The following is a 25,190-nucleotide window of genomic DNA, read 5'->3' on the forward strand; positions in this document are numbered from 1 at the left end:
GCCTATCCCTTCAGAGATCCCTTGGTGGAAGGAACCGCGTCAGGCTGGCGCGGGTCGCTTTCAAGCGCGAAACGCAGCGCACGCGCCACCGCCTTGAAGCAGGTCTCGGCGATGTGGTGATTGTTGGCGCCATAGTGGTTGGTGACATGCAGCGTGATGCCGGCATTTTGCGCCAGAGCCTGGAAGAATTCGCGCACCAGTTCGGTGTCGAACGTGCCGATCTTCGGCGACGAGAACACAACGTTCCAGACAAGGAAAGGACGGCCGGAAACGTCGATCGCCGCGCGCGTCAGCGTCTCGTCCATGGCGAGATCGATCGAGGCATAGCGCATGATGCCGCGCCGCTCGCCCAGTGCCTTGGCCAGCGCCTGACCGAGCGCGATGCCGGTGTCCTCGACCGTGTGGTGATCGTCTATGTGGAGGTCGCCCTTGGCCTTGACCGTCATGTCGATCAGCGAATGGCGCGACAGCTGGTCCAGCATGTGATCGAAGAAGCCGACGCCCGTCGAAATATCGGATTTTCCGGAGCCGTCGACCTGGAGCGATACGGAGATGTCGGTTTCCCTGGTCTTGCGGCTTGCGTTGGCGGAACGGGGCGGCATGTTCATCCTTGTCCAGAGTTCAGGCGTTCCAAGCGTCCACATGCTTGAAAACGAGAGCCTTCTAGCAGCATGATCCGGCGATTGCCAGTTGCCGTGCCAAGCAGTATCGAGCCTGGCCGATGACCGGTTGGCAATCATCGGACCTATGCATACATAGGGTCGATCAAGTCACTCGTAATGCGCCAAATCGCCTTGTCGGGACCGGTGCTGATCGGAGCAGAGATGTCGAACGAACTGACCATGCACGCCACGACGATCCTGACCGTGCGCAGGGGCGGCAAGGTGGTGATCGCCGGTGATGGCCAGGTCAGCCTTGGCCAGACGATCATGAAAGGCAACGCCAAGAAGGTGCGCCGAATCGGCAAAAGCGGCAATGTCATTGCCGGTTTCGCCGGCGCCACCGCTGACGCCTTCACGCTTCTGGAGCGGCTGGAGGCCAAGCTCGAACAATATCCGGAGCAATTGACGCGGGCCTGCGTCGAACTCGCCAAGGACTGGCGCACCGACCGCTATCTGCGCCGGCTGGAAGCGATGATGCTGGTTGCCGACAAGTCGGTCTCGCTGGCGCTGACCGGCACCGGCGACGTGCTCGAACCCGAACATGGCGTCATGGCGATCGGCTCGGGCGGCAATTATGCGCTGGCCGCGGCGCGCGCGCTGATGGACACCGACAAGGATGCCGAAGAAATCGCCCGCAAGGCGATGCAGATCGCATCCGACATTTGCGTCTACACCAACAACAATTTTGTCATCGAAATCCTCGATGCCGGCTGAGCCGGCCGCTGGCCATGATCCCGAAAAGTGGAAACCGTTTTTGCTTCGCTGACCTTCGGTTCGCATGAGATCATGGCCAAACAAGAAAATAGATATGATTTTCGACCGGTGACCGAGGCGGACCTGCCGATGATCGCGGCATGGCTGGCCGAGCCGCATGTCGCGGAGTGGTGGGACGATCCCGAGACGGAGATCGCGCAGATCCGCGAGCATATCGACAGCATTTCCGTCGAGCCGCTGATCATCGAGCTCGACGGCGAGCCGATCGGCTACATACAGAGCTACGATCCGCATCTGGAGGACGGCCACCCCTACAGCGACCAGCCTTTCGGCACGCTCGGCATCGATCTGTCGATCGGCAGGCCCGAGCTTGTCGGACGCGGCCACGGCTCGGCAATTGTCCGGCAGTTCGTGGAACAGCTGTTCGAGGAAGGGGCACCGCGTGTCATCATCGACCCGGATCCATCCAACGGACGAGCGATCCGTGCCTATCAAAAGGCCGGGTTCAGAGCTATCGATCGCAGGCAATCGGAATATGGCGACGCCGTGCTGATGGCAATTGACGCCGAAGAGGGCGACGCCCAAGAGGGCAATATCGAATAGGGTGACGCCGAATAAGGCGCCGAAGAGGGGCAGTAACAGCATGAGTACAAGCGGCGCCGACAAGACCGTCTCGGCCTATGAAGACAGCTGGCGGATGGGACTTCTGCTCGTCCTCGGCCTGATTATATTCCAGGCTGGAGCCCTTTACGGCATGGGCCGAACGCCTATCTGCGAATGCGGCTATGTCAAGCTGTGGCACGGCATCGTGCAGAGCTCGGAGAATTCCCAGCATATTTCCGACTGGTACACATTCTCGCACCTCATCCACGGCTTCCTGTTCTACGCGCTGGCGTGGGCTCTGTTCCCGCGCTTGCCGATCGGGCTCAGGCTGGCATTTGCGGTCGTCATCGAGGGCGGCTGGGAGCTTCTCGAGAACAGCCCGTTGATTATCGAGCGCTACCGCGCCGGCACGATCTCGCTCGACTATTACGGCGACAGCATCATCAATTCGGTGGCGGACACGCTGGCGATGGTGCTGGGATTTGTGATGGCGCGCAGGCTTCCTATATGGGTGATCGTGACCCTCGCTCTCATCTTCGAATTCGGTGTCGGCTACATCATCAGGGACAATCTGACACTCAACGTGATCATGCTGCTGCATCCGTTCGAGTCCATCCGGCAGTGGCAAAGTGGAATTTAGCGATATGACGACATTCTCGCCCCGCGAAATCGTTTCGGAACTCGATCGCTTCATCATCGGCCAGAAGGACGCCAAGCGCGCCGTGGCCATCGCCTTGCGCAACCGCTGGCGCCGCCAGCAGCTCGAAGGCCAGATGCGTGAAGAGGTGATGCCGAAGAACATCCTGATGATCGGCCCGACCGGCGTCGGCAAGACCGAGATCTCGCGCCGCCTGGCGCGCCTTGCCGGTGCGCCGTTCGTCAAGGTCGAGGCGACCAAGTTCACCGAGGTCGGCTATGTCGGCCGCGACGTCGAGCAGATCATCCGCGACCTGGTCGAGATCGCCATCGGCCTGGTGCGCGAGAAGATGCGCGAGGACGTCAAGGCGCGCGCCCATATCAATGCCGAGGAACGCGTGCTGGAAGCGCTCGTCGGCAAGACGGCGAGCCCGGCGACGCGCGACAGTTTCCGCAAAAAGCTGCGCGACGGCGAGCTCGACGACAAGGAGATCGAGATCGAAGTGAGCGATACCGGCACTGGCGGCATGCCCGGCTTCGAGATACCCGGCATGCCGGGCGCCAATATCGGCGTGTTGAACATCAACGACATGCTGTCGAAAGCGATGGGCGGCCAGAAGACCAAGACCCGCAAGACGACAGTGAAGGAATCCTACGCGGTGCTGGTCGGCGACGAGTCCGACAAGCTGCTCGACCAGGACGAGGTGGTGCGCAGGGCGCTCGAATCGACCGAAAACGACGGCATCGTGTTCCTCGACGAGATCGACAAGATCGCCTCGCGCGAAGGCGGCATGGGCGCCGGTGTTTCCCGCGAAGGCGTGCAGCGCGACCTGCTGCCGCTTGTCGAAGGCACCACGGTCGCGACCAAATACGGACCGGTGAAGACGGATCACATCCTGTTCATCGCATCGGGCGCGTTCCACGTTGCCAAGCCATCCGACCTATTGCCCGAATTGCAGGGCCGTCTGCCGATCCGCGTCGAGTTGCGTGCGCTGGAGAAGGACGATTTCGTCCGCATCCTGACCGAGACCGAGGCCAGCCTGATCAAGCAGTACATCGCGCTGATGAAGACCGAGGGCGTCGATCTCGTCTTCACCGACGACGCCATCGATTCACTGGCCGGCATCGCCGTCGATCTCAACGCCAGCGTCGAGAACATCGGCGCCAGGCGACTGCAGACGGTGATGGAGCGGGTGCTGGACGAGATCTCCTATGACGCGCCGGACCGCCACGGCACGTCCGTGACAGTCGACGCCGCCTATGTGGAGAAGCATGTCGGCGATCTGTCGAGAAACACGGATCTGTCGCGATTCATCCTGTAGCAGGCGATCCATCCGCAAGAGTCGGACCGGCGGAGCCGGCACGTGTGGCCAAATGGAAGCATCTGGCCAGCTTTTGTCTTGCCGGGCGACGGGGCTCTCGACTCCCGTTGCAGCTTTACCTAGTTTGCCGGCAACTCCAGCGCCGCGCAGCTTTTTGGATGCGCAAAGGACGCTGTACAGTTGGTTCTGCGCATGACCCCCGAAAATCGGTTCCGAGGGTCATGCGTTGTTGCAGGCGGCGGCGCATGAAAAAAACGATCCTCGTCACTCTCGGGCTGACGCTGGCGACAACCATGTTCGCCGCCGAAGCGGCGACGATGGTGCCGCCCGGCAACAGTCATGTCGAGCAGCCCAACATACCGGGCGCCTCGAGCCGGCGCACCCAGGCCACCAACACCACCTTCCAGTCAAAATACCGCAAGGTCTATGCGCTGCTGCAGCACGACGCCGGTCTTCGCGGCAAGATCGAGCAGGCAGCAGCGACCTATGGCATCGATCCTATGCATATCGTCGGCGCCATCGTCGGCGAGCACACCTACAACGTCGACGCCTACGACCGGCTGCAGACCTACTACGTCAAGGCGATCTCCTATCTGTCGAGCAAGCTGTCCTTCGCCTATGAAGGCGAGGACATCACCGACTTCGTGCAACGGCCGCAATTCCAGGAATGCGTCGGCAAATCGGATAGTTATGAGCTCTGGGAATGCCGCGAGCAGGTGTGGAACCTTTCCTTTCGCGGCAAGACCGTCGGCGGTGAGAGCTTCCCCGACGACCGCTTCGGCGCGACTTTCTTCCAGCCCTATTATGCCGGCCAGACTTTTGGCCTGGGCCAGCTCAATCCGCTGACCGCCTTGCAGATGAGCGATCTCGTGCACCAGGTTTCCGGCCTGCCGAAGCTCGACGTCGGCGATCCGAATGCAGTCTACAAGACCATCATGGATCCGGATCTGACCTTGGACTATGTCGCGGCGACGATCCGGAAATCGATCGATGCCTATCAGAGCATTGCCGGCTTCGACATATCGGGCAATCCCGGCATCACATCGACCCTCTACAATGTCGGCAATCCTGAGCAGCGCGCCCATGCGCTGAAGGCCGAAAACGACAGGCGCCGCGCCGCGGGCGAACCGGAGAAACTGCCCGAGGAAAATTACTATGGCTGGCTGGTCAACGACAAACTGCCGGAGCTCAACGCGCTGTTTTAGTGGGTATTGAGATCTGGACTTTGAGCTGAAACCGAAGTCGCCCCTTAGGCGTTTGCGCTGCCCCTCATCGCCGGCTTTCGACAATCGGCACGCACCAGGCTCACGCCGCCAGCAGCGACTTCAGCTTGATCGTTTGCGAACCGAGCGCCTCAGGCGCCGGCTTTGCCCTTCTTGCGATCAGCATCTCGGCCAGCCTGATGTCGCGGGCGACAGAATTGCCCGGACCGATGCCGCTCGCTGCGACCAGTCTGCCGTCCTGCGCCAGATGGAACAGGATGAAGGCGCCGTCGTCGAGATCGCGGCGCACGACCTTGCTGCCCTCGTCCGACAGCCCAGCGATCTGCAAGGTCAGGCCGTACTGATCCGACCAGAACCATGGCACAGCCGCGTGGGTCTCACCGGCGCCAAGCATGTTGCTGGCCGCAAGCGCGCCCTGCTCCTGCGCGTTGCGCCAGGCCTCCAGCCGCACGCGCCGGCCGCCATAGACGGCAAGCGGAAACGAGCAGCAATCGCCGGCGGCAAAAATGTCCGGATCGGTGCTGCGAAGCGCGGCATCGACGGCTATGCCGTTGTCGATCGTCAAGCCCGCCTCTGCGGCAAGTCCGGTCACCGGCACGGCGCCGATGCCGATCACCGCTAGGTCGGCGGCGATGTCCTGCCCGCCGGCAAGCGCGATGCGCACTTCGGTGCCGTCGTCGGCGATCGCCGCGATGGCACCGCCGCACAGGATTTTGACGCCTTCGGCTTCATGCGTCTGGTGGATGATTTTGGCGATCTCGGCCGGCACGCCTCGCATCAGGATGCGCGGCTGCGCCTCGATGACGGTGACCACTGCGCCCAGTCTGCGTGCGGCGGCGGCGAGCTCAAGACCGATGAAGCCGCCGCCAACGATGGCGATGCGGTTTCCGGCGCGGAGATGGGCGCGAATGGCCAGCGCGTCGTTGAAGGTCCGGAGATAGACGCTACGCGGCCCGAGGCCCGGCATTGGCAGTCTGCGCGGCAGGGAACCGGTCGCCAGCAGCAGCTTGTCGTATAGCAGCGCCGAGCCGTCCGACAGGCGCACGCCATGCGCAGCGCGGTCGATCGCCACCGCCTGAACCGAATGGATATGCCTTATCGATCTCTCGGCCAGGATTTTGTCGCTGGCGATCGCCTTGATCACCGGCGCATCGCCGGCCATCGCGTCCTTCGACAGCGGCGGCCGCTCATAGGGCAGATGCGGCTCGTCGCCGACCAGCGTCACCGGGCCATCATAGCCGAGATCGCGCAACGCCAAGGCAGCCCGCCCGCCGCATTCGCCGGCGCCGATGATGAGCATTCCTTTCGCCATCACCGTCACCCGATCTGAATGAGGATTTTGCCGGCGTCGAGTTTGACCGGATAGGTCCTGAGATTGACGCAGACCGGCGCGCCCCTGGCTGCGCCAGTCTTGTAGTTGAAGCGGCCATTGTGCTTCGGGCATTCGATGATGTCGTCCATCACCAGCCCGTCGGCCAGATGCACCTTCTCATGCGTGCAAAGACCGTCCGTCGCGAAATATTCGTCGTCGGGACTGCGATAGATGGCGAAGGTGCGGCCGTCATGGTCGAACCGCATCACGTCCTCTTCATCGATGTCATCGGCACCACAGGCCTCGACCCAGTCGCTCATTGGTCCTCCCGGCATAATTTTGCTTGGTCAACATGCCCCGGCACAGGCGCGCATATCATTCGGCTGCTGCCGCGACGGCATCGTTGTCGTTGTGGAATTCCTCGCGATAAGGCTTGGCAGTCGGCGGCAGTTCGCGCTTGAGGAAATAGTCTTCATTGCGCAGCTGGCGCAGGAAGGCAGGCACCATCTCGCGATAGCCGGCCAGGATCGATGGCGTCGGCGCCGGCAGGTCGTGCTTGATCAGCTCATGCAGCCTCGGCAGCGCGTGGTAAGGCACCATCGGGAACATGTGGTGCTCGACATGGTAGTTCATGTTCCAGTAGATGAAGCGGCTGATCGGGTTCATGCGGACCGTGCGGCTGTTGAGGCGGTGGTCGATGACGTTTTCGGCGAGGCCGCCATGCTGCAGCAGGCCGGTCATGACATGGTGCCAGGCGCCGTAAAGCCTGGGCAGACCGACCAGCATCAAGGGCAGGAACGAGCCGCTATAAAGCGCCAGCGCGATTGTCGCGGCATAGATCGCGGTCCAGATGCGGGCAATGCGGATCGCCTTTGGCTGCTCCTGCTCGGGAATGAAGGTCTTTTCGGCCGGGCTGATGATACCGGCCGCGTTGCGCACCATGTCGGTCATGGCATGCCAGGCATCGACAATGCCGAAGAAATTGAGCACGACGCGCAACAGGTCCGGCGGGCGCATCACCGCGATCTCCGGATCGCGGCCGACGATGATCGTGTCAGTGTGATGCCGCGTATGGCTCCAGCGCCAGGTCACCGGGTTGCGCATGATCATGAAGCAGGCGATCTGATAGACCGCATCATTCATCCACTGCGTCCTGAACGCGGTGCCGTGGCCGCATTCGTGCCAGCGTGAATCGGTGGAAGAGCCGTAGACCACGCCATAGACGAAGAAGAACGGCACGCACCACCATGTGCCCCAGAACCAGGCGCCGCCGGCGCCGCTCAGGACCAGGGCGGAGAGCCAGATGATGGTGTCGCGGATCGCCGGCCCATCGGAGCGCTGCATCAGCTCCTTCATCTGCTTGCGGGGCACGTCGGTATGATACCATTCGGCCGCCGCCAGCCCGGTCTCGACGGCGCGCTTCGCGTCGCGGCCGAGCAGGCTGTAGTCTCGCCGCGACGGCATTGCGGATAGTGTCGCTTCCATTGAGGCTGCCTCCGTCGGCATCCGTCGGAATGGATGCCTCTGCCACAGGTGCTTATGCCCTAAAATAACGCCGAGAAGTGATAGGCTCAACATCATGAAGATAGTTTCTATCATTTCCCATCAGAATGATGTATAGTCTGTGCCAGGCAATCAGGCAGGAAGCGTATGGCAAAACGGCCGACCATCACCGATCTGGCGCGTATTTCGGGGGTCAGCGTCGCCACCGTCGATCGGGTGCTGAACAATCGCCTGCCGGTGCGCGAGGAAACCGCGCGCCGCGTCTATGAGGCCGCCACCAGCATCGGCTACCACGCCGCCGGGCTGATCAAGCAGCGGATGCGCCAGGAACTGCCGGAATACCGGCTCGGCTTTCTGCTGCTGAGGGGCAATGACGTTTTCTACAGCGATTTCGCCCGCGAGATCGAACTGGCTGTTTCGCAATCGCAGCGCTTCCGCGGCGTCGCAACCATCGATTTCGCCAGTTCGCTGGCCCCCGACGAGATCGCCGCGCAGATGCGCAAGCTGGCGGCGAAATCCAGGGCAGTCGCCCTTGTCGGTCCGGACCATCCGACGCTGACGGCAGCCGTCGAGACCCTGAAGGCGAGGGGGCAACCCGTCTTCTCCCTGCTATCCGACTTTGCAGCCGGCATCCGCGAGGGCTATGTCGGCCTCGACAACCGCAAGGTCGGTCGTACCGCGGCCTGGATGATCGCCAGAGCGGCGAGGAAGCCCGGCAAGGTCGCCCTTTTCGTCGGCAGCCATCGCTTCCATGGCCATGAGCTGCGCGAGATCGGCTTCAGATCATTTTTCCGCGAGCATGCGCCGGAATTCACGGTGATGGAGACGCTGGTCAACCTGGAGGCCAACCAGGTGACCCATGATGCAATGATCGATCTTCTGGCGCGGTACCCGGATCTGGCCGGCTGCTATGTCGCTGGCGGCGGCATGGAAGGCGCGGTTTCCGCGCTACGGGCGGCCAGGCCGGCAAACATGCCAGTGGTCGTCTGCAACGAGATCAACGCCGACTCGCGCGCGGCGCTCGCCGACAACATCCTGACCATGGTGATTTCAACGCCGCTGGCAGCACTATGCCGCGAGCTTGTCGGGCTGATGGTGCATGCCATCGAGGCAGGCGCCGCCAATGCGCCGGGCCAGACCTTCCTGCCCTTCGACATCTATCTGCCGGAAAACATCTAGGCTCGGGCAGAACGTCTGGGCCCAGCCAAGACATCCTGTTTAGATCGGGGCGGCGGCAGTGATGTAAACCATCAGCCTGATGGATTCTTGCAGAAGGTTTGCCGGCCCTCAGCCGCGTTGTCCGAAAAAACCGGCAGCCGCTTTCGGAATCTCCTTGACGCCCGCCAGTAGAATGGAATAAATATTTCACCAACTAGGTATTTTGGTTCTTTCGTTCCGGAACATCTGTTTCAACGGAGGGCTTGGCGTTCCAGCCAACGCGGAAATCGCCATCGGAAACGGAGAAGCAATCGGGAGAGATTCCCTGGGAGATCGGGGATTCCGGGTAGATCGGTGCAGCCGGACACCAATTCTGTGGAGGAGAGAATAAAATGAAGAAACTGCTTTTGGGCGTCGTGTTTTCGGCGCTGATGAGTTCGTCCGCCCTCGCTGCCAAGATCGGCGTGTCTATGGCGCTGTTCGACGACAATTTTCTCACCGTGCTGCGCAACGGCATGATCGAGCAGGCCAAGGGCATGGAAGGCGTAGAACTGCAGGTCGAGGACGCGCAGAACGACGTCGCCAAGCAGCTCGACCAGATCAAGAACTTCGTCGCCTCGGGCGTCGACGCGATCATCGTCAATCCGGTCGACACCTCGGCCACCCAGGCGATGTCGGATGCCGCCGCTGCGGCCAAGGTTCCGTTGGTCTATGTCAACCGCGAGCCGGTCAACGTCGACACGCTGCCGGACAACCAGGCCTTCGTCGCCTCGAACGAGGTTGAGTCCGGCACTCTCGAAACCCAGGAAGTCTGCCGCCTGTTCAAGGAGGCCGGCAAGACCGAGGCCAATGTCTATGTGATCATGGGCGAGCTGTCGAACCAGGCCGCGGTGCAGCGCACCAAGGATATTGACGATGTGATCGCCACTCCGGAATGCAGCTTCATCAAGATCATCGACAAGCAGACGTCGAACTGGAAACGCGAGGAAGCGCAGAACCTCATGACCAACTGGCTGTCGACCGGCACGCCGTTCGATGGCGTGATCGCCAACAATGACGAAAGCGCCATCGGTGCGATCCAGGCCATGAAGGCTGCCAACGTCGACATGAAGTCGGTTGTCGTCGGCGGCGTGGACGCCACCCAGGACGCGCTTGCCGCGATGCAGGCGGGCGACCTCGACGTGACCGTGTTCCAGGACGCGGCCGGCCAAGGCGCCGGGGCACTGGACGCCGCGCTCAAGCTTTCCAAGGGCGAGGCGGTCGAACAGAAGGTCTACATCCCCTTCCAGCTGGTCACGCCGGCAAACATAGACAAGTTCCTGCAGAAGAACTGAGGCAGAGGAGCGTTCTCGATAGGAGCGGCGCGGCAGAGCATCGGACCGGTTTTTGGAAATCCGACGTTTTAAGAACAAGAAAGCAGCGCCGCTCCCTCTTTTCCCTCATCGCCGAAACAAGCGGCGGGAGGGCGACTGCGGCTGATGGAGGAAGCAAAAGTTGACACAGACAACCCATGGCGTCGGCGGACTCAGCTATGATGCGAAGAAGCGCACATGGCCTGCCGAATTCAACGTTTTCCTGGCGCTCATCATCCTTGTCGGCGCCTTCGAGCTGATAGGCCGTGTCTTTCTTGGCGACAGCTTTCTGTTCAACACCCGCCCCAATGTCGATACGATCTTCAACGAGGCGCGCCTGCAGATCATCATCCTGCAGGTGTCGATCGTCGGCATCATCGCCATCGGCGTGACGCAGGTGATCATTTCCGGCGGCATCGACCTTTCCTCTGGTTCGATCGTCGGCGCCACGGCGATGATCGCCATGAGTTTCGCCCAGGTGGCGACGGTCAACGGCAACCCTAATCCCAAGGCGGTGTTCCTCGCGCAAGGCTGGACCGACCTGCCGGTGATCGTCCCGGTGCTGGTCGCGATCGGCTGCGGCCTGCTGGCGGGCCTGGTCAACGGCTCGTTGATCGCCTACACGCGCATTCCGCCGTTCATCGCCACGCTCGGCATGATGGTGACGGCGCGCGGCATCGCCAAATGGTGGTCCAAGGGGCAGCCGATCTCGTTTCCCACCGAGAGTTTCGCCGCGATCGGCAAGGGGCTGATGCCGGTCATCATCTTCATATCGCTGGCAATTCTGTTCCAGCTGATCCTGTCATACACCAGGTACGGCAAGCACTGTTATGCCATCGGCTCCAACGAGGATGCCGCGCGCATGTCCGGCATAAATGTCCAGAACCACAAGATCCTCGTCTTCGTCATTGCCGGCATCCTCGCCTCGCTCGCCGCCGTGGTGCTGAGCTCCAAGAACCTCACCGCTCAGGCCGGCATGGGTGTAATGTACGAACTGGACGCGATCGCCATGGCGGTCATCGGTGGCGTCTCGCTGTCGGGCGGCCGCGGCTCGATCATCGGAACGGTGATCGGTGCGCTGATCTTCGGCGTCATCATCTCCGGCTTCACCTTCCTGCGCCTCGACGCCTACTACCAGGAGATGGTCAAGGGCGTGATCATCATCGGCGCAGTCGTTCTCGACCAGTGGCGCCAGCGCCTGCGGGCAATGAGGGCTTGATCATGTCAGACATCGTCCTGAAGACCGAAAACCTGACCAAATACTATGGCGGCGTGCATGCGCTCGAAAGCGCGAACTTCGAACTGCGCAAGGGCGAGCATGTCGCCATCATGGGTGACAACGGCGCCGGCAAGTCGACCTTCGTGCGCCAGATCACCGCCGTCGAGCAGCGCACCAGCGGCAAGGTCTGGTTCGACGGCAAGGAAGTGAACTTCGCCGGTCCGATCGCGGCGCGCGAGGCGGGCATCGAAACGGTGTTCCAGAACCTGGCGCTTGCCGACGATCTCGACGTGCCGTCGAACCTGTTTCTTGGCCGCGAAAAGGTGCTTTTCAATCTCGGGCCTTTCTCGATCCTCGATCGCAAGTTCATGCGCAAGGCGACCGAGGCAGCGTTGATCCGCACGGCGGTCAAGATTCCCAACCTTTCCAACACCATCCGACACATGTCGGGCGGCCAGCGTCAGTGCGTGGCGATCGCCAGAACCGCTACCTTTGCGTCCAAGCTCATCATCATGGACGAGCCGACGGCAGCACTTGGTGTGCAGGAGACGATGCAGGTCGAAAACATCATCCGCACGCTGAAATCCAATGGCGAGCCGCTGATCCTGATCAGCCACAACATGCGCCAGGTGTTCGACCTCGTCGACCGCATCGTCGTCTTCCGGCGCGGCCGCATCGTCGCCAATCTGCGCAAGCAGGACACCGACGGCAACGACATCGTCTCATACATCACCGGCGCCAAGACCGGGGAGGCCGAACTTGCGGCCTAGGGCGGATGCCGGCGCGGTCATCGACCCGTCGCCGATCTGCCGCGATAAGAAAATCTACTGCGCCTCGCGCTGAACGGTGCAGGAAAGACGTACTTCCATTTTCGAACAATCCTCAAAGGAAATTCCCATGCCTCTCCGCTTCGCTCTTCTCGGTGCCGGCCGCATCGGCAAGGTCCACGCCCGCGCCGTCGGTTCCAATCCGCAGGCCAGGCTGGTCGCAGTTGCCGATGCCTTCGAGAAGGCGGCGACGGATCTGGCGTCGGCCTATGGTGCGGAAGTTCGCACCATCGACGCCATCGAAAAGGCCGGAGATATCGATGCGGTCATCATCTGTACGCCGACCGACACCCATGCCGATCTGATCGAGCGGTTCGCCAAGGCCGGCAAGGCGATCTTCTGCGAGAAGCCGATCGACCTGGACGCCGACAGAGTGGAAGAATGCCTGGCCGTGGTCGACAAGGCCGGCGCCACTTTGATGGTCGGCTTCAATCGCCGCTTCGATCCGCATTTCGCTGCCGTGCGCAAGGCGATCGACGATGGCGCCATCGGTACGGTCGAGATGGTCACCATCACGTCGCGCGATCCCGGCCCGCCGCCGCTCGACTATATCGGCCGCTCGGGCGGCATCTTCCGCGACATGACCATCCACGATTTCGACATGGCGCGCTTCCTGCTCGGCGAGGAGCCGGTGGCGGTCAGCGCCCATGCCTCGGTGCTGGTCGACAAAAAAATCGGCGAGGCCGGCGATTTCGACAGCGTCAGCGTCATCCTCGAAACCGCCTCCGGCAAGCAGTGCATCATCTCCAATTCACGCCGTGCCACCTATGGCTACGACCAGCGCATCGAGGTGCATGGCTCGAAAGGCATGGTTGCGGCCGAGAACCAGCGACCGGTATCGATCGAACTGGCCAATGAGAAGGGCTATACGCGCCCGCCGTTGCACGACTTCTTCATGACCCGCTACCTCGACGCCTATGCCAACGAGATCGCTGCCTTCATCGCCGCAACGACATCAGGCAAGAAGGCGGCGCCGAGCGGTGGGGACGGGCTCCTCGCGCTGCGGCTGGCGGACGCGGCGCTGAAATCGGCCAAGGAGGGCAAGACCGTCCGCCTCGACAAGACAATCTGAGTATCAAGCACAGGAGCAAGGCGATGAACGATTCCGCCGGTCGCAATTCCGAAACACGCGCAATCGTCACCGGCGGCGCGCAAGGCATAGGCTTCGCCGTCGCCGAGGCGCTGGCCGACGAGGGCTGCCGAGCGCTGGCGCTGATCGGTCGTTCCAAGGAGAAAGGCGACAAGGCTGTCGCCGCACTTGGGAAAAGCGGCGTCGACGCCATCTTCATCAGTGCTGATGTTTCCAAAGTGGCCGACTGCAAACGCGCCGTCGACACGGCGATCAGTCATTTCGGCACCATCAATGCGCTGGTCAACGCCGCCGCCACCTCGGCGCGCGGTTCACTGGTCGAGACGAGCGAAGAGCTTTTCGACACGATCTTCGCGACCAATGTTCGCGGCCCCTTCTTTCTGATGCAGGGTGTGGTGGCGCAGCTGCTCGCCCGCAAGGCGCCTGGCTCGATCGTCAATGTGCTGTCGATGTCGGCGCATTGCGGCCAGTCGTTCCTGGCGCCCTACTCGTCGAGCAAGGGCGCACTGGCGACGCTGACCAAGAATATCGCCAATGCCTATCGCAGCAATCGCATCCGCTGCAACGCCGTGCTGCCCGGCTGGATGGATACCGAGGGCGAGGCGATCGTGCAGAAGAAATGGCACGACGCGCCGGACGACTGGCTGGAAAAGGCCGAGGCCGCGCAGCCGATGGGCCAGTTGGTGAAGCCGGCGCAGCTTGCCCGGCTGATCAGCTATATGATCAGCCCGCAGTCGGGCGTCATGACCGGCTCGCTGGTCGACTACGACCAAACCATTGCAGGGTCTTCGCCGGAGTAGCGTCATCTGAACGTGACAAGCACCCTGGCTTCAGCTATAGGGCTGGCATGATCCACCTGACCGCCTCGTTCTGGTACTTTAGCTACGGCAGCTCGCTGGCGGCGGGAGGATTGCGCTCGATCTGAAGATTGCAGCAACAACATCCGAACAGCCGCCAGACCTGGCGGCTTTTTTGTTTCAGCCGGCAGGTCTCCCAACCAGGAGCAGAAAGCCGTGTTGACCACCACAGATGATCTTCGGGTCAAGGAAATCCGAGAGCTGAGTACGCCGGACGACGTGATGCGGGAGATACCGCGCACGCTGACGGCGACGCGCACCGTTGCCGCGTCACGCAACGCTATCCACGCGGTGCTGACCGGCGCTGACGATCGGCTGGTCGTCGTCGTCGGCCCCTGTTCGATCCACGACCCAGTCGCTGCCGTCGACTATGCCAGCCGGCTGGTGGCGCTGCGCGAGAGCCTGTCGGACCGGCTGGAAATCGTGATGCGCGTGTATTTCGAGAAGCCGCGCACGACGGTTGGGTGGAAGGGCCTGATCAACGATCCCGACCTGGACGGCAGCTTCGACATCGACAAGGGCCTGCGGATGGCCCGTAACGTGCTCTCTGCGGTCAACAATCTTGGCCTTCCGGCGGCGACGGAATTCCTCGACATAGCCACCCCGCAATACATTGCCGACCTCGTCGCCTGGGGCGCGATCGGCGCGCGCACGACAGAGAGCCAGATCCATCGCGAACTCGCATCCGGCCTGTCCTCCCCGGTCGGCTTCAAGAACGGCACCGACGGCAATCTGCGGATCGCCGCCGAGGCGGTGAAGTCCGCCGCCCAGCCGCACCATTTCATGGCGGTGACGAAGGGCGGGCGCAGCGCCATCGCGACGACGACCGGCAACCAGGACTGCCACGTCATCCTGCGCGGCGGCATTGTCCCGAACTATGACGCAACGAGCATAGCTGCCGCCTGCGCGGAACTCGGCCGGATCGGCGTAGCACCACGGCTGATGATCGACGTCAGCCACGCCAACAGCAACAAGAAGCCGGAGAACCAGCCGATGGTGGCGGCCGACGTCGCGGCACAGGTCGCGGCAGGCGACGAACGCATCATCGGCGTCATGATCGAGAGCAACCTCGTCGCCGGACGGCAGGAGGTCATGCCCGGCAAGCCGCTCGTCTATGGCCAGAGCATCACCGACGGTTGCATCGACTGGACAACCACCGAGACGGTGCTGCACGGCCTTGCCGACGCTGTCGAGCGGCGCCGGTCGGCGCGACGCGCCCTGATCGCCAGCCGTCCGGGCGCCGCCTGAAGCGGTTGGCACGGAATTTTGCGGGCGGTTGCTACCTTGCTGCTTGGCTTTGAAAGGCCGGCGCAGCCCCTCATTGCCCTGCCGGGCATTTCTCCCCGTATAGTGACGGGGAGAAAGACGCCGTCATCGACGGTTTCGCCGACTACAAGCGTTGCAGGAAGAGCGCCGAGGGGGCGGTCAGCTTCTTTCTCCCCGTTTACGGGGAGAAATGCCCGGCAAGGCAATGAGGGGCTGCGTCAATATCGACAATTGGCCCTCTCCGACACAAGCTCTCCCTTGCTCTCGCATGGGTGGCGTCGAGGCGCGGATTGCGGGTCGCTACCGCACCGCGATCCAGCGCTGTTCCTCGAACGAGCGCGCCATGGCATGCACCGTCCGCTCGATCTCAAGGCCTTCGTCGAAATCGATGATCCGCGCCGGCTTGCCGGCCAGCCGCGTCAAAAGCTCGCGGCATTCGATGAGCTTGAGGTCGTTGAAGCCGAGACCGTGGCCGGGCGCCGGCAGGAAGGCGTCGTAGGGCTTGTGGTGCGGCGCCACCAGGATGGTGCGATAGCCTTGCTCGGTCGGGCGGTCGGCTGTCAGGTAAAGCTGGAACTCGTTCATCCGCTCCTGGTCGTACAGGATCGAGCCCTTCGAGCCGAAGATCTGAATGGCGATCCGGCCCTTGCGGCCCCAGGCCGAACGGTTGACCAGCAGTGTGCCGGCAATGCCGTTTTCGAGATGCATCAGCACGCTGGCGATGTCGTAGGTCTCGACCGCCCGGCGCCCGCCTGATGCGACGCGGCGATCGGCATAGGGTTTTGCCATGTCGCAAATGACGCGGGCGACGCGACCGAACAGCACCGAGACCAGCGACAGCGGATGCACGGCGAAATCGTCGAGCGCGCCGTAACCGGACGCCGCCTCGTGCTTCCAGAAGAAAAGCGCCTCCGGGTCGGCCATGAAATCCTCGTCCATCTCGATGCGCAGATGGTTGACTTCACCGATGATCTTCTCGTCGAGCAGCGCACCGATATGGCGGATCGCCGGATTCTGGATGTAGTTGTAGCCGAGCGCGGCCACCTTGCCGGATTTCTTGGCCGCCGCCGCCATGGCTTGCGCCTCGGCAAAGCTCGGCGCCATCGGTTTTTCGCACCACAGATGCTTGCCGGCTTCGAGGATGGCGATGGCCATCTCCGGGTGGAACTGGTTCGGCGTGGTCAGCGAGACGATATCGACGTCCGGGTCATCGACGACGGCGCGCCAGTCGCCGGAGCCCTTGGCGAAGCCGAACTCGGCCGCCCGGCGCTTGGCAAGGTCGTCATCGACCTCGCCGAGATGGACCAGCCTTGGCTTGGCCACGTCGGGAAAGACGGTGCCGACCGCGTTCCACGCGATGGCGTGGCACTTGCCCATGAACCCCGTGCCGATAAGACCGACTCCGACCATTTCCTTGTCTCCACTGCCAGAAAGGTTGCGTGGATGAATTAGTCCATTTTTTCCAGAAATGGAACGCATGGCTCATTTTTTATGGCCTTCTTGCACAGGCTCGCTATGATGGGGCATCACACCGCATCGACTGATGGACCTGGGCGGAGCGACGATGGACGAACGGGTGCCCCGCGATTTCGAGACGCTGCGTACGACGATCCTGGAACGGCGCCAGAGCCTGCCCAAGCGCATCGCGCAGATCGCCGCCTATGCGCTCGACAATCCCGACGATATTGCCTTCGGCACCGCCGCCAGCATCGCCGCTTCCGCCGGCGTCCAGCCTTCGACCCTGATCCGCTTCGCCCAGCAACTCGGCTTCGACGGCTTCACCAGCCTGCAGCTGGTGTTTCGCGAGCGTCTGCGCGAGCGCAATTCGTCCTATGATGAAAGGCTGGCGGCATTGCGCGCCAAGGCCGAGGAAGGCGCCGGTCACCGGGCGATTTTCGACGGCTTCGTCGCCGCGGCGAGCACCTCGCTCAACGATATTTCAGGCAGGTTGAACGAAGACCATTTCGAAGCTGCCATCGCCTTGCTGGCAAAGGCGGAGACGATTTACGTGCTGGCCAAGCGCCGCTCCTATCCGGTCGCCTCCTACATCGCCTATGCGCTGGGCAAGCTCAAGATCCGCAACCAGCTGATCGAATCGGCCGCCGGCCTCAACGCCGAGATGATCAGCTTTGCCTCGCCCAGGGATGCCGTCATCGCCATCAGTTTCTCGCCTTATGCCCCGGCGACCATCGAGGAGGCGCGCGTCATCTCGGAGCAAGGCGTTCCGATCGTAGCGATTACCGACAGTTCCTTTTCCCCGCTCGCCCAGTTCGCCAAAGTCTGGTTCGAGGTCGCCGAGGCCGATTTCGCCGGCTTCCGCTCGCTGTCGGCGACGATGGCGCTGGCCATGGCGCTGACCGTTGCGGTTGGCGAAAAGCGGCGCGACACCGGCGGGAAGCGCAAGGCCTGACAGGCTACTTTTCGGCAAAGGAACGCGCGTTCCATATTGACTATCGATTGGAATTCTTATTTCATATTGCCGGCGCCACGCTGCCGCTCGCGCGTGTTACCCAAGACAACAAGGCTGATGGGAGGTTCGAATGAGCGAAGCCGTGGACGCGAAACATGCGCCGCTCGACGTCATCACCATTGGCCGCGCCTCCGTCGATCTCTATGGCCAGCAGATCGGCTCGCGCCTGGAGGACATCACCTCCTTTGCCAAGTCGGTCGGCGGCTGTCCGGCCAACATTTCGGTCGGCACGGCGAGGCTCGGCCTACGCTCGGCGCTGCTCACCCGCGTCGGCGACGAGCAGATGGGCCGCTTCATCCGCGAGCAGTTGACGCGCGAAGGGGTTTCGGTTGACGGCCTCAGGACCGATCCGGACCGGCTGACCGCGCTGGTGCTGCTGTCGGTCGAGGACGAGGGCGTGTCGCCGATGATCTTCTATCGCACCGACTGCGCCGACATGGCGCTTTCGGAAGACGACATCGATGAGACGTTCATCGCTTCGGCACGCGCGATCGTCGTCACCGGCACGCATTTTTCGCGGCCCAACAGCGACGCCGCGCAGCGCAAGGCGATCCGTGCCATCAAGGCCACGGGCGGCAAGGTGGTGTTCGACATCGACTACCGCCCTAATCTGTGGGGCCTTGCCGGCCATGCCGAAGGCTTCGAGCGCTATGTGAAATCCGACCGGGTCTCCGCCCAGCTGAAGACAGTGCTGCCCGACTGCGACCTGATCGTCGGCACCGAAGAAGAGATCATGATCGCCTCCGGTGCCGATGAATGCCTGAGTGCGTTGAAGACGATCCGCTCGCTGTCCAAGGCCACGATCGTCTTGAAGCGCGGCGCCATGGGCTGCATCGTCTATGACGGGCCGATCAGCGACGACCTCGTGGACGGCATCGTTGGCAAGGGTTTTCCGATCGAGGTCTACAATGTGCTCGGCGCCGGCGATGCCTTCATGTCGGGTTTTTTGCGCGGCTGGCTCGGCGAGGAGAGCCTGGAGACGGCAGCGACCTGGGCCAATGCCTGCGGCGCCTTCGCCGTGTCGCGGCTGCTCTGTGCGCCGGAATACCCGACCTTCGAGGAATTGCAGTTCTTCCTGAAGAATGGCAGCAGGCACCTGGCGCTGCGTAAGGACGAGGCGATCAACCATATCCATTGGGCGACGACGCGCCGGCGAGACATTCCATCGCTGATGGCGCTGGCCTGCGATCACCGTATCCAGCTTGACGATGTCGCCGCGAAGGCCGGCGCCGACCCGTCGCGCATCGATGATTTCAAGGTGCTGACGGTCAAGGCGGCGGCAAAGGTTGCCGCCGGCCGCGCCGGCTACGGCATGCTGCTCGACGAAAAATACGGCCGCGAGGCGATGTTCGAGTTCGCCCGCCATTCCTTCGCCTGGCTCGGCCGGCCAGTCGAATTGCCCGGATCGCGGCCGCTTCGTTTCGAGTTCTCGCAGGATATCGGCTCGCAATTGATCGAGTGGCCGATCGACCATTGCATCAAGTGCCTGTGCTTCTACCACCCCGACGACCCGGAGGCGCTGAAGACCGAGCAGCAGCAGAAGCTCAAAAGCCTGTTCGGGGCCGCGCGGAAGGTAGGCAGGGAACTTCTCATCGAGATCATCGCCGGCAAGCACGGCGAGCTCGACGACACGACGATCCCGCGGGCGCTGGAGGAACTCTATGCGCTTGATATCAAGCCCGACTGGTGGAAGCTTGAACCGCAGGCCTCAGCCGGGGCCTGGGCGAAGATCGAAGCGGTGATCCTGAAGAACGATCCGTGGTGCCGCGGGGTTGTGCTGCTCGGCCTCGAAGCGCCGCCGGACGAGCTGGAAGCGGCCTTTGCCGCCACCGCCAAGGCGCCCATCGTCAAGGGCTTCGCCGTCGGTCGCACCATCTTCATCAACGCGGCCGAACAATGGCTTGCCGGCAAGATGTCGGACGAGGAGGCGGTGGCCGACATGGCGTCGCGCTTCGAGAGGCTGACCGAGGCATGGCTCGCCGCGCGCGGCCGCAAAGCAGCATAAGAAGGCGCGGCATAAGGACTGCGGAGGAAAACAACATGACCAAGACAATCCGCCTGACGATGGCGCAGGCGCTGACCCGCTTTCTTGCTCGCCAGATGACCGAGATCGACGGCAGGAAAATGCCGATCTTCGGCGGCGTCTGGGCGATCTTCGGCCACGGCAATGTCGCCGGCATCGGCGAGGCGCTTTATCAGGTGCGCGACGAATTGCCGACCTTTCGCGCCCACAACGAACAGGCGATGGCGCATGCGGCGATCGCCTATGCCAAGGCCAATTTCCGCCGCCGGTTCATGGCGGCGACCAGTTCGATCGGCCCCGGCGCGCTCAACATGGTGACGGCGGCGGCACTTGCGCATGTAAACAGGTTGCCCGTCCTGTTTCTCCCCGGCGACGTCTTCGCCAATCGTATCCCCGATCCCGTCCTGCAGCAGGCAGAGGATTTTTCCGACGGTACCGCGACGGTCAATGACTGCTTCCGGCCGGTGTCGCGCTATTTCGACCGCATCACCCGGCCCGAGCAGATCATCCCGGCGCTCAACCGTGCCATGCAGGTGCTGACCGATCCGGCCGAATGCGGACCGGTGACCTTGGCGCTCTGCCAGGACGTGCAGGCCGAGGCCTATGATTACCCTGAGAGCTTTTTTGCCGAACGGGTCTGGCATCAGCGCCGGCCGCGTCCGGACCGTGGGGAATTGGCGGCCGCGGTGGCGGCGCTGAAGGCGGCAACAAAGCCCTTGGTGATTGCCGGTGGCGGCGTTCTCTATTCGCAGGCTTCCGGCGAACTGGCGCAGCTGGCGCAAGGCGCCGGCATCCCGGTCTGCGAGACGCAGGGCGGCAAATCCTCGCTGCCGGACGATCATCCGCTCAACATGGCGGCGGTCGGCGTCACCGGCACTTTGGCGGCCAACCGGCTGGCTGAAGAAGCCGATGTCGTGCTTGCCGTCGGCACCAGGCTGCAGGATTTCACCACCGGCTCGTGGGCGCTGTTCAAGAATTCCGGCAAGACCATCATCGGGCTGAACGTCCAGCCTTTCGACGCGGGCAAGCACCAGGCGTTGCCGCTGGTCGCCGATGCGGCGGAAGGGCTGGCCGAACTCGGCGCGGCGCTGAACGGCTGGCAGGCGCCGGCAGCCTGGACCGATAATGCGGCCAGCGGGAAGAAAGAATGGCAGGCCGAAGCCGGCAAGGTGACGGCCTCGACCGATGCCGCCTACCCGTCCGACGCGCAGGTGATCGGCGCCGTGCAACGCGCCATAGGCTCCGACGTGATATTGCTTCATGCCGCCGGCGGCCTGCCCGGCGAATTGCACAAGCTCTGGCAGGCGGGCGCACCCGGCTCCTACCACGCCGAATACGGCTTCTCGACCATGGGCTACGAGATCGCAGGCGGGCTCGGCGTCAAGATGGCCAAGCCTGACGATGAGGTCGTCGTCATGATCGGCGACGGCTCCTATCTGATGCTCAATTCCGAGATCGCAACGTCGGTCATGCTCGGCCTCAAGCTGACCATCGTGCTGCTCGACAACAGAGGCTATGGCTGCATCAACCGGCTGCAGATGGCGACCGGCGGCGCCAACTTCAACAATCTGCTGAAGGACGCCCGCCACGAGATTATGCCCGACATCGACTTCGCCGCGCATGCGGCAAGCCTCGGCGCCATCGCCGAGAAAGTTTCGTCGATCGCCGGGTTGGAAACGGCGCTGGCAAAAGCGAAAGACAATAGCAAGACGACGGTACTGGTCATCGACACCGATCCGCTGGTGTCGACCGATGTCGGCGGCCATTGGTGGGATGTCGCCGTGCCGGAAGTTTCTTCGCGGCCGCAGGTCAACGCCGCACGCAAAGCCTATGAAGAAAAGCGGCGGATGCAGAGTGTTGGTGATTGATTTCGGCGCTGCCCCTCACCCTTACCCTCTCCCCGTAAGGACGGGGAGAGGGGGTCGCCGGCGTAGGAGCTTGTCCCTTCTCCCCGGCCTTACGGGGAGAAGGTGCCGGCAGGCGGATGAGGGGCAGCGCCGACGAATGAAAATTGAACGAACTGACATTGGAGTGACGACTTGAAAGCCAAACTGGGCATGTCCCCCATTGCATGGTGGAACGACGATCTTGCGGAACTCAGCGATGATGTGTCGCTGGAGGAATGCTTGGCGCAGTCGCGATCGGCGGGCTTCACCGGCATGGAAATGGGCCGCCGTTTTCCCAGTGATCCGAAAATCATGCTGCCGATCCTGAAGGAGGCCGACGTGACGCTCTGCGGCGGCTGGTTCTCCGGTACTCTGGTCGACGAAGACATGGCCAGGAACAAGGATCGCATCCAGCAGATGATCGATCTGTTCAAGGCGGTGGACGCGCCCTGCATCGTCTATGGCGAGGTCGGCCGCTCCATCCAGGGTGACCGCTCAAAGCCGCTCGCCACCAAGCCGAGGCTTTCGGACGATGAGATGAAAGCCTATGCGAGGCGCCTCACGCAGTTCGGCGAATGGTGCGCCGAGCAAGGCATGCCGCTCTCCTACCACCATCATATGGCGGCGGTCGTCGAGACCGAGCCGGAGCTCGACGCGTTCATGCGCCATTCGGGAGAAGGCATTCCACTGCTGCTCGACGCCGGCCATCTGGCTTTTGCCGGCGGTGACGTGCTGCGCGCCATCGACAACCATCACCGGCGCATCAATCATGTCCATGTCAAGGACGTTCGCATGGACGTGATCGAAAAGCTCGATCGCCAGAAGCAATCCTTCCTTGATGCCGTGGCGCTCGGCGCCTTCACGGTGCCGGGCGACGGGTCGCTGGATTTTGGTGCCATTGTGGAAAGGCTGGCGAACTACGGCTATGAAGGCTGGTTCGTGGTCGAGGCCGAGCAGGACCCCAAGAAGAATCCGCCGCTCAGGATGGCGCAAGTCGGCTACAAGGAATTGATGCGGGTGATGACGGCCGCCGGCTACACGGTTGAAACGCAGGGCTTCCCCAATGCTTGAGCGAGTCTATTCCCGTCGACGGGGTGATCCGATGCGGGGGCTGATCCGATGAAGGACTCTGAGCATCCGTTCTTCCGGCCGCTGTGGCGGCGTGTTGCCATCGTCGCGGTCTGCCTGGGCTGGGCCGTGGTCGAGTTTGCCACCGGCGCGCCGTTCTGGGGCACGATCGCGCTCGGCTTCGCCGGCTATGCCGTCTGGCAGTTCTTCTATCTCTACAAGCCGGCCGACAGCGGCAAGGGTTCGGCCGACGCCGAACCAAAGGAGTGAAGTGCGATGTCGAAACTGCTCGTCAAGGCCGATAAGGGCCATGGCCGCGTCGCCCATGTGACGCCGCAAAACGCCGGCTGGACCTATGTCGGTTTCGATCTGCATCGATTGCGGCCCGGCGAGACCGTCTCCGGACAAACCGCGAGCCGTGAAGTCTGCCTGGTGTTCGTCACCGGCAAGGGCAAGGCCAAGGCCGGCGGCAAGGATCTCGGCCTGCTCGGCGAACGCATGTCGCCCTTCGAAGGCAAGCCGTGGTCGGTCTATGTGCCGCAGGGCTCTGACTGGTCGGTGACCGCCGACACCCGTCTCGAACTCGCGGCCTGCTCGGCGCCGGGACTTGGCGGTGGCCTGCCGGTCCGCGTCATTGCGCCAAAAGATCTCGGCCAGGAGGTTCGCGGCAAGGGCACCAACACGCGCTATGTCACCAACATCCTGCCGGAAGGCAAGCCGGCCGATTCATTGCTGGTGGTCGAGGTCATCACGCCCGGCGGCCACACGTCGAGCTATCCGCCGCACAAGCATGACCAGGATAATCTGCCGGCCGAATCCTATCTCGAGGAGACCTATTACCACCGCCTCAATCCGCCGCAGGGCTTTGCCTTCCAGCGCGTCTACACCGATGCCGACCGGAACGGCGCTCGTTCGCTCGACGAGGCGATGGCGATCGAGGACGGCGACGTTGTGCTGGTGCCCAAGGGTTATCACCCTTGCGCCGCCTGCCATGGCTACGACCTCTACTACCTCAACGTCATGGCCGGGCCGAAGCGGACGTGGAAATTCCACAACGCGCCCGAGCACGAATGGCTGATGAAGGCCTGAGGCGCTGCCCGTCCGGGTCGGCAAACTGGCCCAAGGCGAAAAAAATCGTCGGCTAATGACCCGCCTGAACAAGTTTGTTATCAGGAGCGATCATCAGCTTCGTCATTTCGTCATGCAAATCGCCTATGGCAGCGGGAGTTGACGAGGACTTTCGATGCGCTACGCTATCTATTTCACCCCCCGGCAGGACGAACCGCTGGCGCGGATCGCCGCCAATTGGCTCGGCCGTGACCCGTTCGGCGCCGCCACGAGGCCGGTCGAGGCCATGGGCGAACTGTCGGCGGCGGAAGTCGCCTTCCATACCGCTTCGGCGCGCCGCTACGGCTTTCATGCGACGCTGAAGGCGCCCTTCCGGCTGGCTTCGAACGAGACGGAAGCCGCGCTTCGCGCGGCACTGGACGATTTTGCCGAGGCAACGCCGGTGGTGACGATCCCGCGGCTGGTCGTCAGCCAGATCGACGGCTTCTTCGCGCTGGTACCGGAAGGACCGCTGCCGGCGCTCAACCGCTTCGCCGACGACGTCGTGCGCGACTTCGACCGTTTTCGCGCGCCGCTGAGCGAGGCTGAGATCGAACGGCGCAGCCCTGACTCGCTGAAGCCGGCTGAATTCCGCAATCTCTGCCAGTGGGGTTACCCCTATGTCTTCGAGACCTTCCGTTTTCATATGACGCTGTCCGGCCGGGCCTCGTCACAGGAAAGCCCTCGTCTTCGCGCAGCAATCGACAGCCTGTTTGCGGGAGTCCTGCAACGGCCGGTGCCGGTGGACGCGCTGACCCTGTTTGTCGAAACCGAACCTGGCGCTCCGTTCATGGTGCTTTCCCATCATGCGCTCGGGCGCCGCCCGGCTAGAAAAACTGCCTGAAATGACTATTTGTTTTAACCGCGTTTGTGCGACGCCAATCGATTCCAA

Annotated in this window: 24 protein-coding genes; 19 read left to right on the forward strand and 5 right to left on the reverse strand. The window is 62.7% G+C overall.

Annotated features, from left to right (window positions below):
• Nucleotides 1-2 precede the first annotated feature (2 nt).
• On the reverse strand, nucleotides 3-602 hold the full coding sequence (gene hisB / locus M727_RS0106845) for an imidazoleglycerol-phosphate dehydratase HisB (protein WP_027152050.1): 600 nt from the start codon (nucleotides 600-602) through the stop codon (nucleotides 3-5).
• A 222-nt stretch (nucleotides 603-824) separates the two neighbouring features.
• On the opposite strand from hisB, the gene hslV reads away from it, so the two are divergent.
• The 5 genes from hslV to M727_RS0106870 all read left to right on the forward strand — a co-directional run bounded on the left by hslV (nucleotide 825) and on the right by M727_RS0106870 (nucleotide 5,142).
• Complete coding sequence (gene hslV / locus M727_RS0106850) at nucleotides 825-1,376, forward strand: ATP-dependent protease subunit HslV (RefSeq protein ID WP_023796923.1); 552 nt, start codon at nucleotides 825-827, stop codon at nucleotides 1,374-1,376.
• A gap of 72 nt (nucleotides 1,377-1,448) precedes the next feature.
• The gene (locus M727_RS0106855) at nucleotides 1,449-1,979 is read left to right on the forward strand and encodes a GNAT family N-acetyltransferase (protein WP_027152051.1); all 531 of its coding nucleotides are present in this window, start codon (nucleotides 1,449-1,451) and stop codon (nucleotides 1,977-1,979) included.
• A 40-nt stretch (nucleotides 1,980-2,019) separates the two neighbouring features.
• Entirely contained in the window at nucleotides 2,020-2,619 is a 600-nt protein-coding gene (locus M727_RS0106860; RefSeq protein WP_027152052.1) for a DUF2585 domain-containing protein, read from the forward strand.
• Nucleotides 2,620-2,623: 4 nt separating this feature from the next.
• Nucleotides 2,624-3,937 (forward strand): ATP-dependent protease ATPase subunit HslU, encoded by a 1,314-nt coding sequence (hslU, locus tag M727_RS0106865; protein WP_023796926.1) that lies wholly within the window; start codon nucleotides 2,624-2,626, stop codon nucleotides 3,935-3,937.
• A 245-nt stretch (nucleotides 3,938-4,182) separates the two neighbouring features.
• Nucleotides 4,183-5,142 (forward strand): DUF1402 family protein, encoded by a 960-nt coding sequence (locus tag M727_RS0106870; RefSeq protein WP_027152053.1) that lies wholly within the window; start codon nucleotides 4,183-4,185, stop codon nucleotides 5,140-5,142.
• Nucleotides 5,143-5,242: 100 nt separating this feature from the next.
• On the opposite strand, the gene M727_RS0106875 is transcribed toward M727_RS0106870, so the two are convergent.
• The 3 genes from M727_RS0106875 to M727_RS0106885 are packed head-to-tail and all read right to left on the reverse strand — an operon-like array spanning nucleotide 5,243 to nucleotide 7,957.
• On the reverse strand, nucleotides 5,243-6,472 hold the full coding sequence (locus tag M727_RS0106875; protein ID WP_084646659.1) for an FAD-dependent oxidoreductase: 1,230 nt from the start codon (nucleotides 6,470-6,472) through the stop codon (nucleotides 5,243-5,245).
• 5 nt (nucleotides 6,473-6,477) lie between these two features.
• Nucleotides 6,478-6,792: a MocE family 2Fe-2S type ferredoxin gene (locus M727_RS0106880; RefSeq protein WP_023796929.1), complete on the reverse strand. Its 315-nt coding sequence runs from the start codon at nucleotides 6,790-6,792 to the stop codon at nucleotides 6,478-6,480.
• Between the two features lie 55 nt (nucleotides 6,793-6,847).
• Nucleotides 6,848-7,957, reverse strand: coding sequence for a fatty acid desaturase family protein (locus M727_RS0106885; RefSeq protein WP_027152055.1), 1,110 nt, complete (start codon nucleotides 7,955-7,957; stop codon nucleotides 6,848-6,850).
• 165 nt (nucleotides 7,958-8,122) lie between these two features.
• Here M727_RS0106885 and M727_RS0106890 point away from each other — a divergent pair, with 165 nt between their 5' ends.
• The 7 genes from M727_RS0106890 (at nucleotide 8,123) to M727_RS0106920 (ending at nucleotide 15,726) form a co-directional block, all read left to right on the forward strand.
• On the forward strand, nucleotides 8,123-9,154 hold the full coding sequence (locus tag M727_RS0106890; RefSeq protein WP_027152056.1) for a LacI family DNA-binding transcriptional regulator: 1,032 nt from the start codon (nucleotides 8,123-8,125) through the stop codon (nucleotides 9,152-9,154).
• Between the two features lie 371 nt (nucleotides 9,155-9,525).
• Nucleotides 9,526-10,467: a sugar ABC transporter substrate-binding protein gene (locus M727_RS0106895; protein WP_027152057.1), complete on the forward strand. Its 942-nt coding sequence runs from the start codon at nucleotides 9,526-9,528 to the stop codon at nucleotides 10,465-10,467.
• Nucleotides 10,468-10,627: 160 nt separating this feature from the next.
• Nucleotides 10,628-11,704 carry an ABC transporter permease gene (locus M727_RS0106900; protein WP_027152058.1) on the forward strand — a complete coding sequence of 359 codons (1,077 nt, stop codon included), beginning with the start codon at nucleotides 10,628-10,630 and terminating at the stop codon, nucleotides 11,702-11,704.
• 2 nt (nucleotides 11,705-11,706) lie between these two features.
• Nucleotides 11,707-12,474, forward strand: coding sequence for an ATP-binding cassette domain-containing protein (locus M727_RS0106905; RefSeq protein WP_027152059.1), 768 nt, complete (start codon nucleotides 11,707-11,709; stop codon nucleotides 12,472-12,474).
• A 127-nt stretch (nucleotides 12,475-12,601) separates the two neighbouring features.
• Entirely contained in the window at nucleotides 12,602-13,603 is a 1,002-nt protein-coding gene (iolG, locus tag M727_RS0106910; protein WP_027152060.1) for an inositol 2-dehydrogenase, read from the forward strand.
• A gap of 23 nt (nucleotides 13,604-13,626) precedes the next feature.
• The gene (locus M727_RS0106915) at nucleotides 13,627-14,421 is read left to right on the forward strand and encodes an SDR family oxidoreductase (RefSeq protein ID WP_027152061.1); all 795 of its coding nucleotides are present in this window, start codon (nucleotides 13,627-13,629) and stop codon (nucleotides 14,419-14,421) included.
• Nucleotides 14,422-14,634: 213 nt separating this feature from the next.
• Nucleotides 14,635-15,726 carry a 3-deoxy-7-phosphoheptulonate synthase gene (locus M727_RS0106920; protein ID WP_027152062.1) on the forward strand — a complete coding sequence of 364 codons (1,092 nt, stop codon included), beginning with the start codon at nucleotides 14,635-14,637 and terminating at the stop codon, nucleotides 15,724-15,726.
• A gap of 318 nt (nucleotides 15,727-16,044) precedes the next feature.
• Here M727_RS0106920 and M727_RS0106925 read toward each other — a convergent pair whose 3' ends face one another.
• Nucleotides 16,045-17,154 (reverse strand): Gfo/Idh/MocA family oxidoreductase, encoded by a 1,110-nt coding sequence (locus tag M727_RS0106925; protein WP_027152063.1) that lies wholly within the window; start codon nucleotides 17,152-17,154, stop codon nucleotides 16,045-16,047.
• 154 nt (nucleotides 17,155-17,308) lie between these two features.
• Between M727_RS0106925 and M727_RS0106930 the strand changes: the two genes are divergently transcribed.
• The 7 genes from M727_RS0106930 (at nucleotide 17,309) to M727_RS0106960 (ending at nucleotide 25,142) form a co-directional block, all read left to right on the forward strand.
• Nucleotides 17,309-18,154, forward strand: coding sequence for a MurR/RpiR family transcriptional regulator (locus tag M727_RS0106930; protein ID WP_027152064.1), 846 nt, complete (start codon nucleotides 17,309-17,311; stop codon nucleotides 18,152-18,154).
• A gap of 130 nt (nucleotides 18,155-18,284) precedes the next feature.
• Nucleotides 18,285-20,219, forward strand: coding sequence for a 5-dehydro-2-deoxygluconokinase (gene iolC, locus M727_RS0106935; protein ID WP_027152065.1), 1,935 nt, complete (start codon nucleotides 18,285-18,287; stop codon nucleotides 20,217-20,219).
• A gap of 35 nt (nucleotides 20,220-20,254) precedes the next feature.
• Nucleotides 20,255-22,105, forward strand: coding sequence for a 3D-(3,5/4)-trihydroxycyclohexane-1,2-dione acylhydrolase (decyclizing) (iolD, locus tag M727_RS0106940; RefSeq protein WP_027152066.1), 1,851 nt, complete (start codon nucleotides 20,255-20,257; stop codon nucleotides 22,103-22,105).
• Nucleotides 22,106-22,276: 171 nt separating this feature from the next.
• Complete coding sequence (gene iolE, locus M727_RS0106945; RefSeq protein ID WP_027152067.1) at nucleotides 22,277-23,194, forward strand: myo-inosose-2 dehydratase; 918 nt, start codon at nucleotides 22,277-22,279, stop codon at nucleotides 23,192-23,194.
• A 48-nt stretch (nucleotides 23,195-23,242) separates the two neighbouring features.
• Nucleotides 23,243-23,461: a DUF3329 domain-containing protein gene (locus M727_RS0106950; RefSeq protein WP_027152068.1), complete on the forward strand. Its 219-nt coding sequence runs from the start codon at nucleotides 23,243-23,245 to the stop codon at nucleotides 23,459-23,461.
• A gap of 6 nt (nucleotides 23,462-23,467) precedes the next feature.
• Nucleotides 23,468-24,280 (forward strand): 5-deoxy-glucuronate isomerase, encoded by an 813-nt coding sequence (gene iolB / locus M727_RS0106955; RefSeq protein WP_027152069.1) that lies wholly within the window; start codon nucleotides 23,468-23,470, stop codon nucleotides 24,278-24,280.
• A 154-nt stretch (nucleotides 24,281-24,434) separates the two neighbouring features.
• Nucleotides 24,435-25,142: a DUF1045 domain-containing protein gene (locus tag M727_RS0106960; protein WP_027152070.1), complete on the forward strand. Its 708-nt coding sequence runs from the start codon at nucleotides 24,435-24,437 to the stop codon at nucleotides 25,140-25,142.
• Nucleotides 25,143-25,190 lie beyond the last annotated feature (48 nt).

The organism is Mesorhizobium sp. WSM2561, from assembly GCF_000513915.1.
Classification (GTDB): Bacteria; Pseudomonadota; Alphaproteobacteria; order Rhizobiales; family Rhizobiaceae; genus Mesorhizobium; species Mesorhizobium muleiense.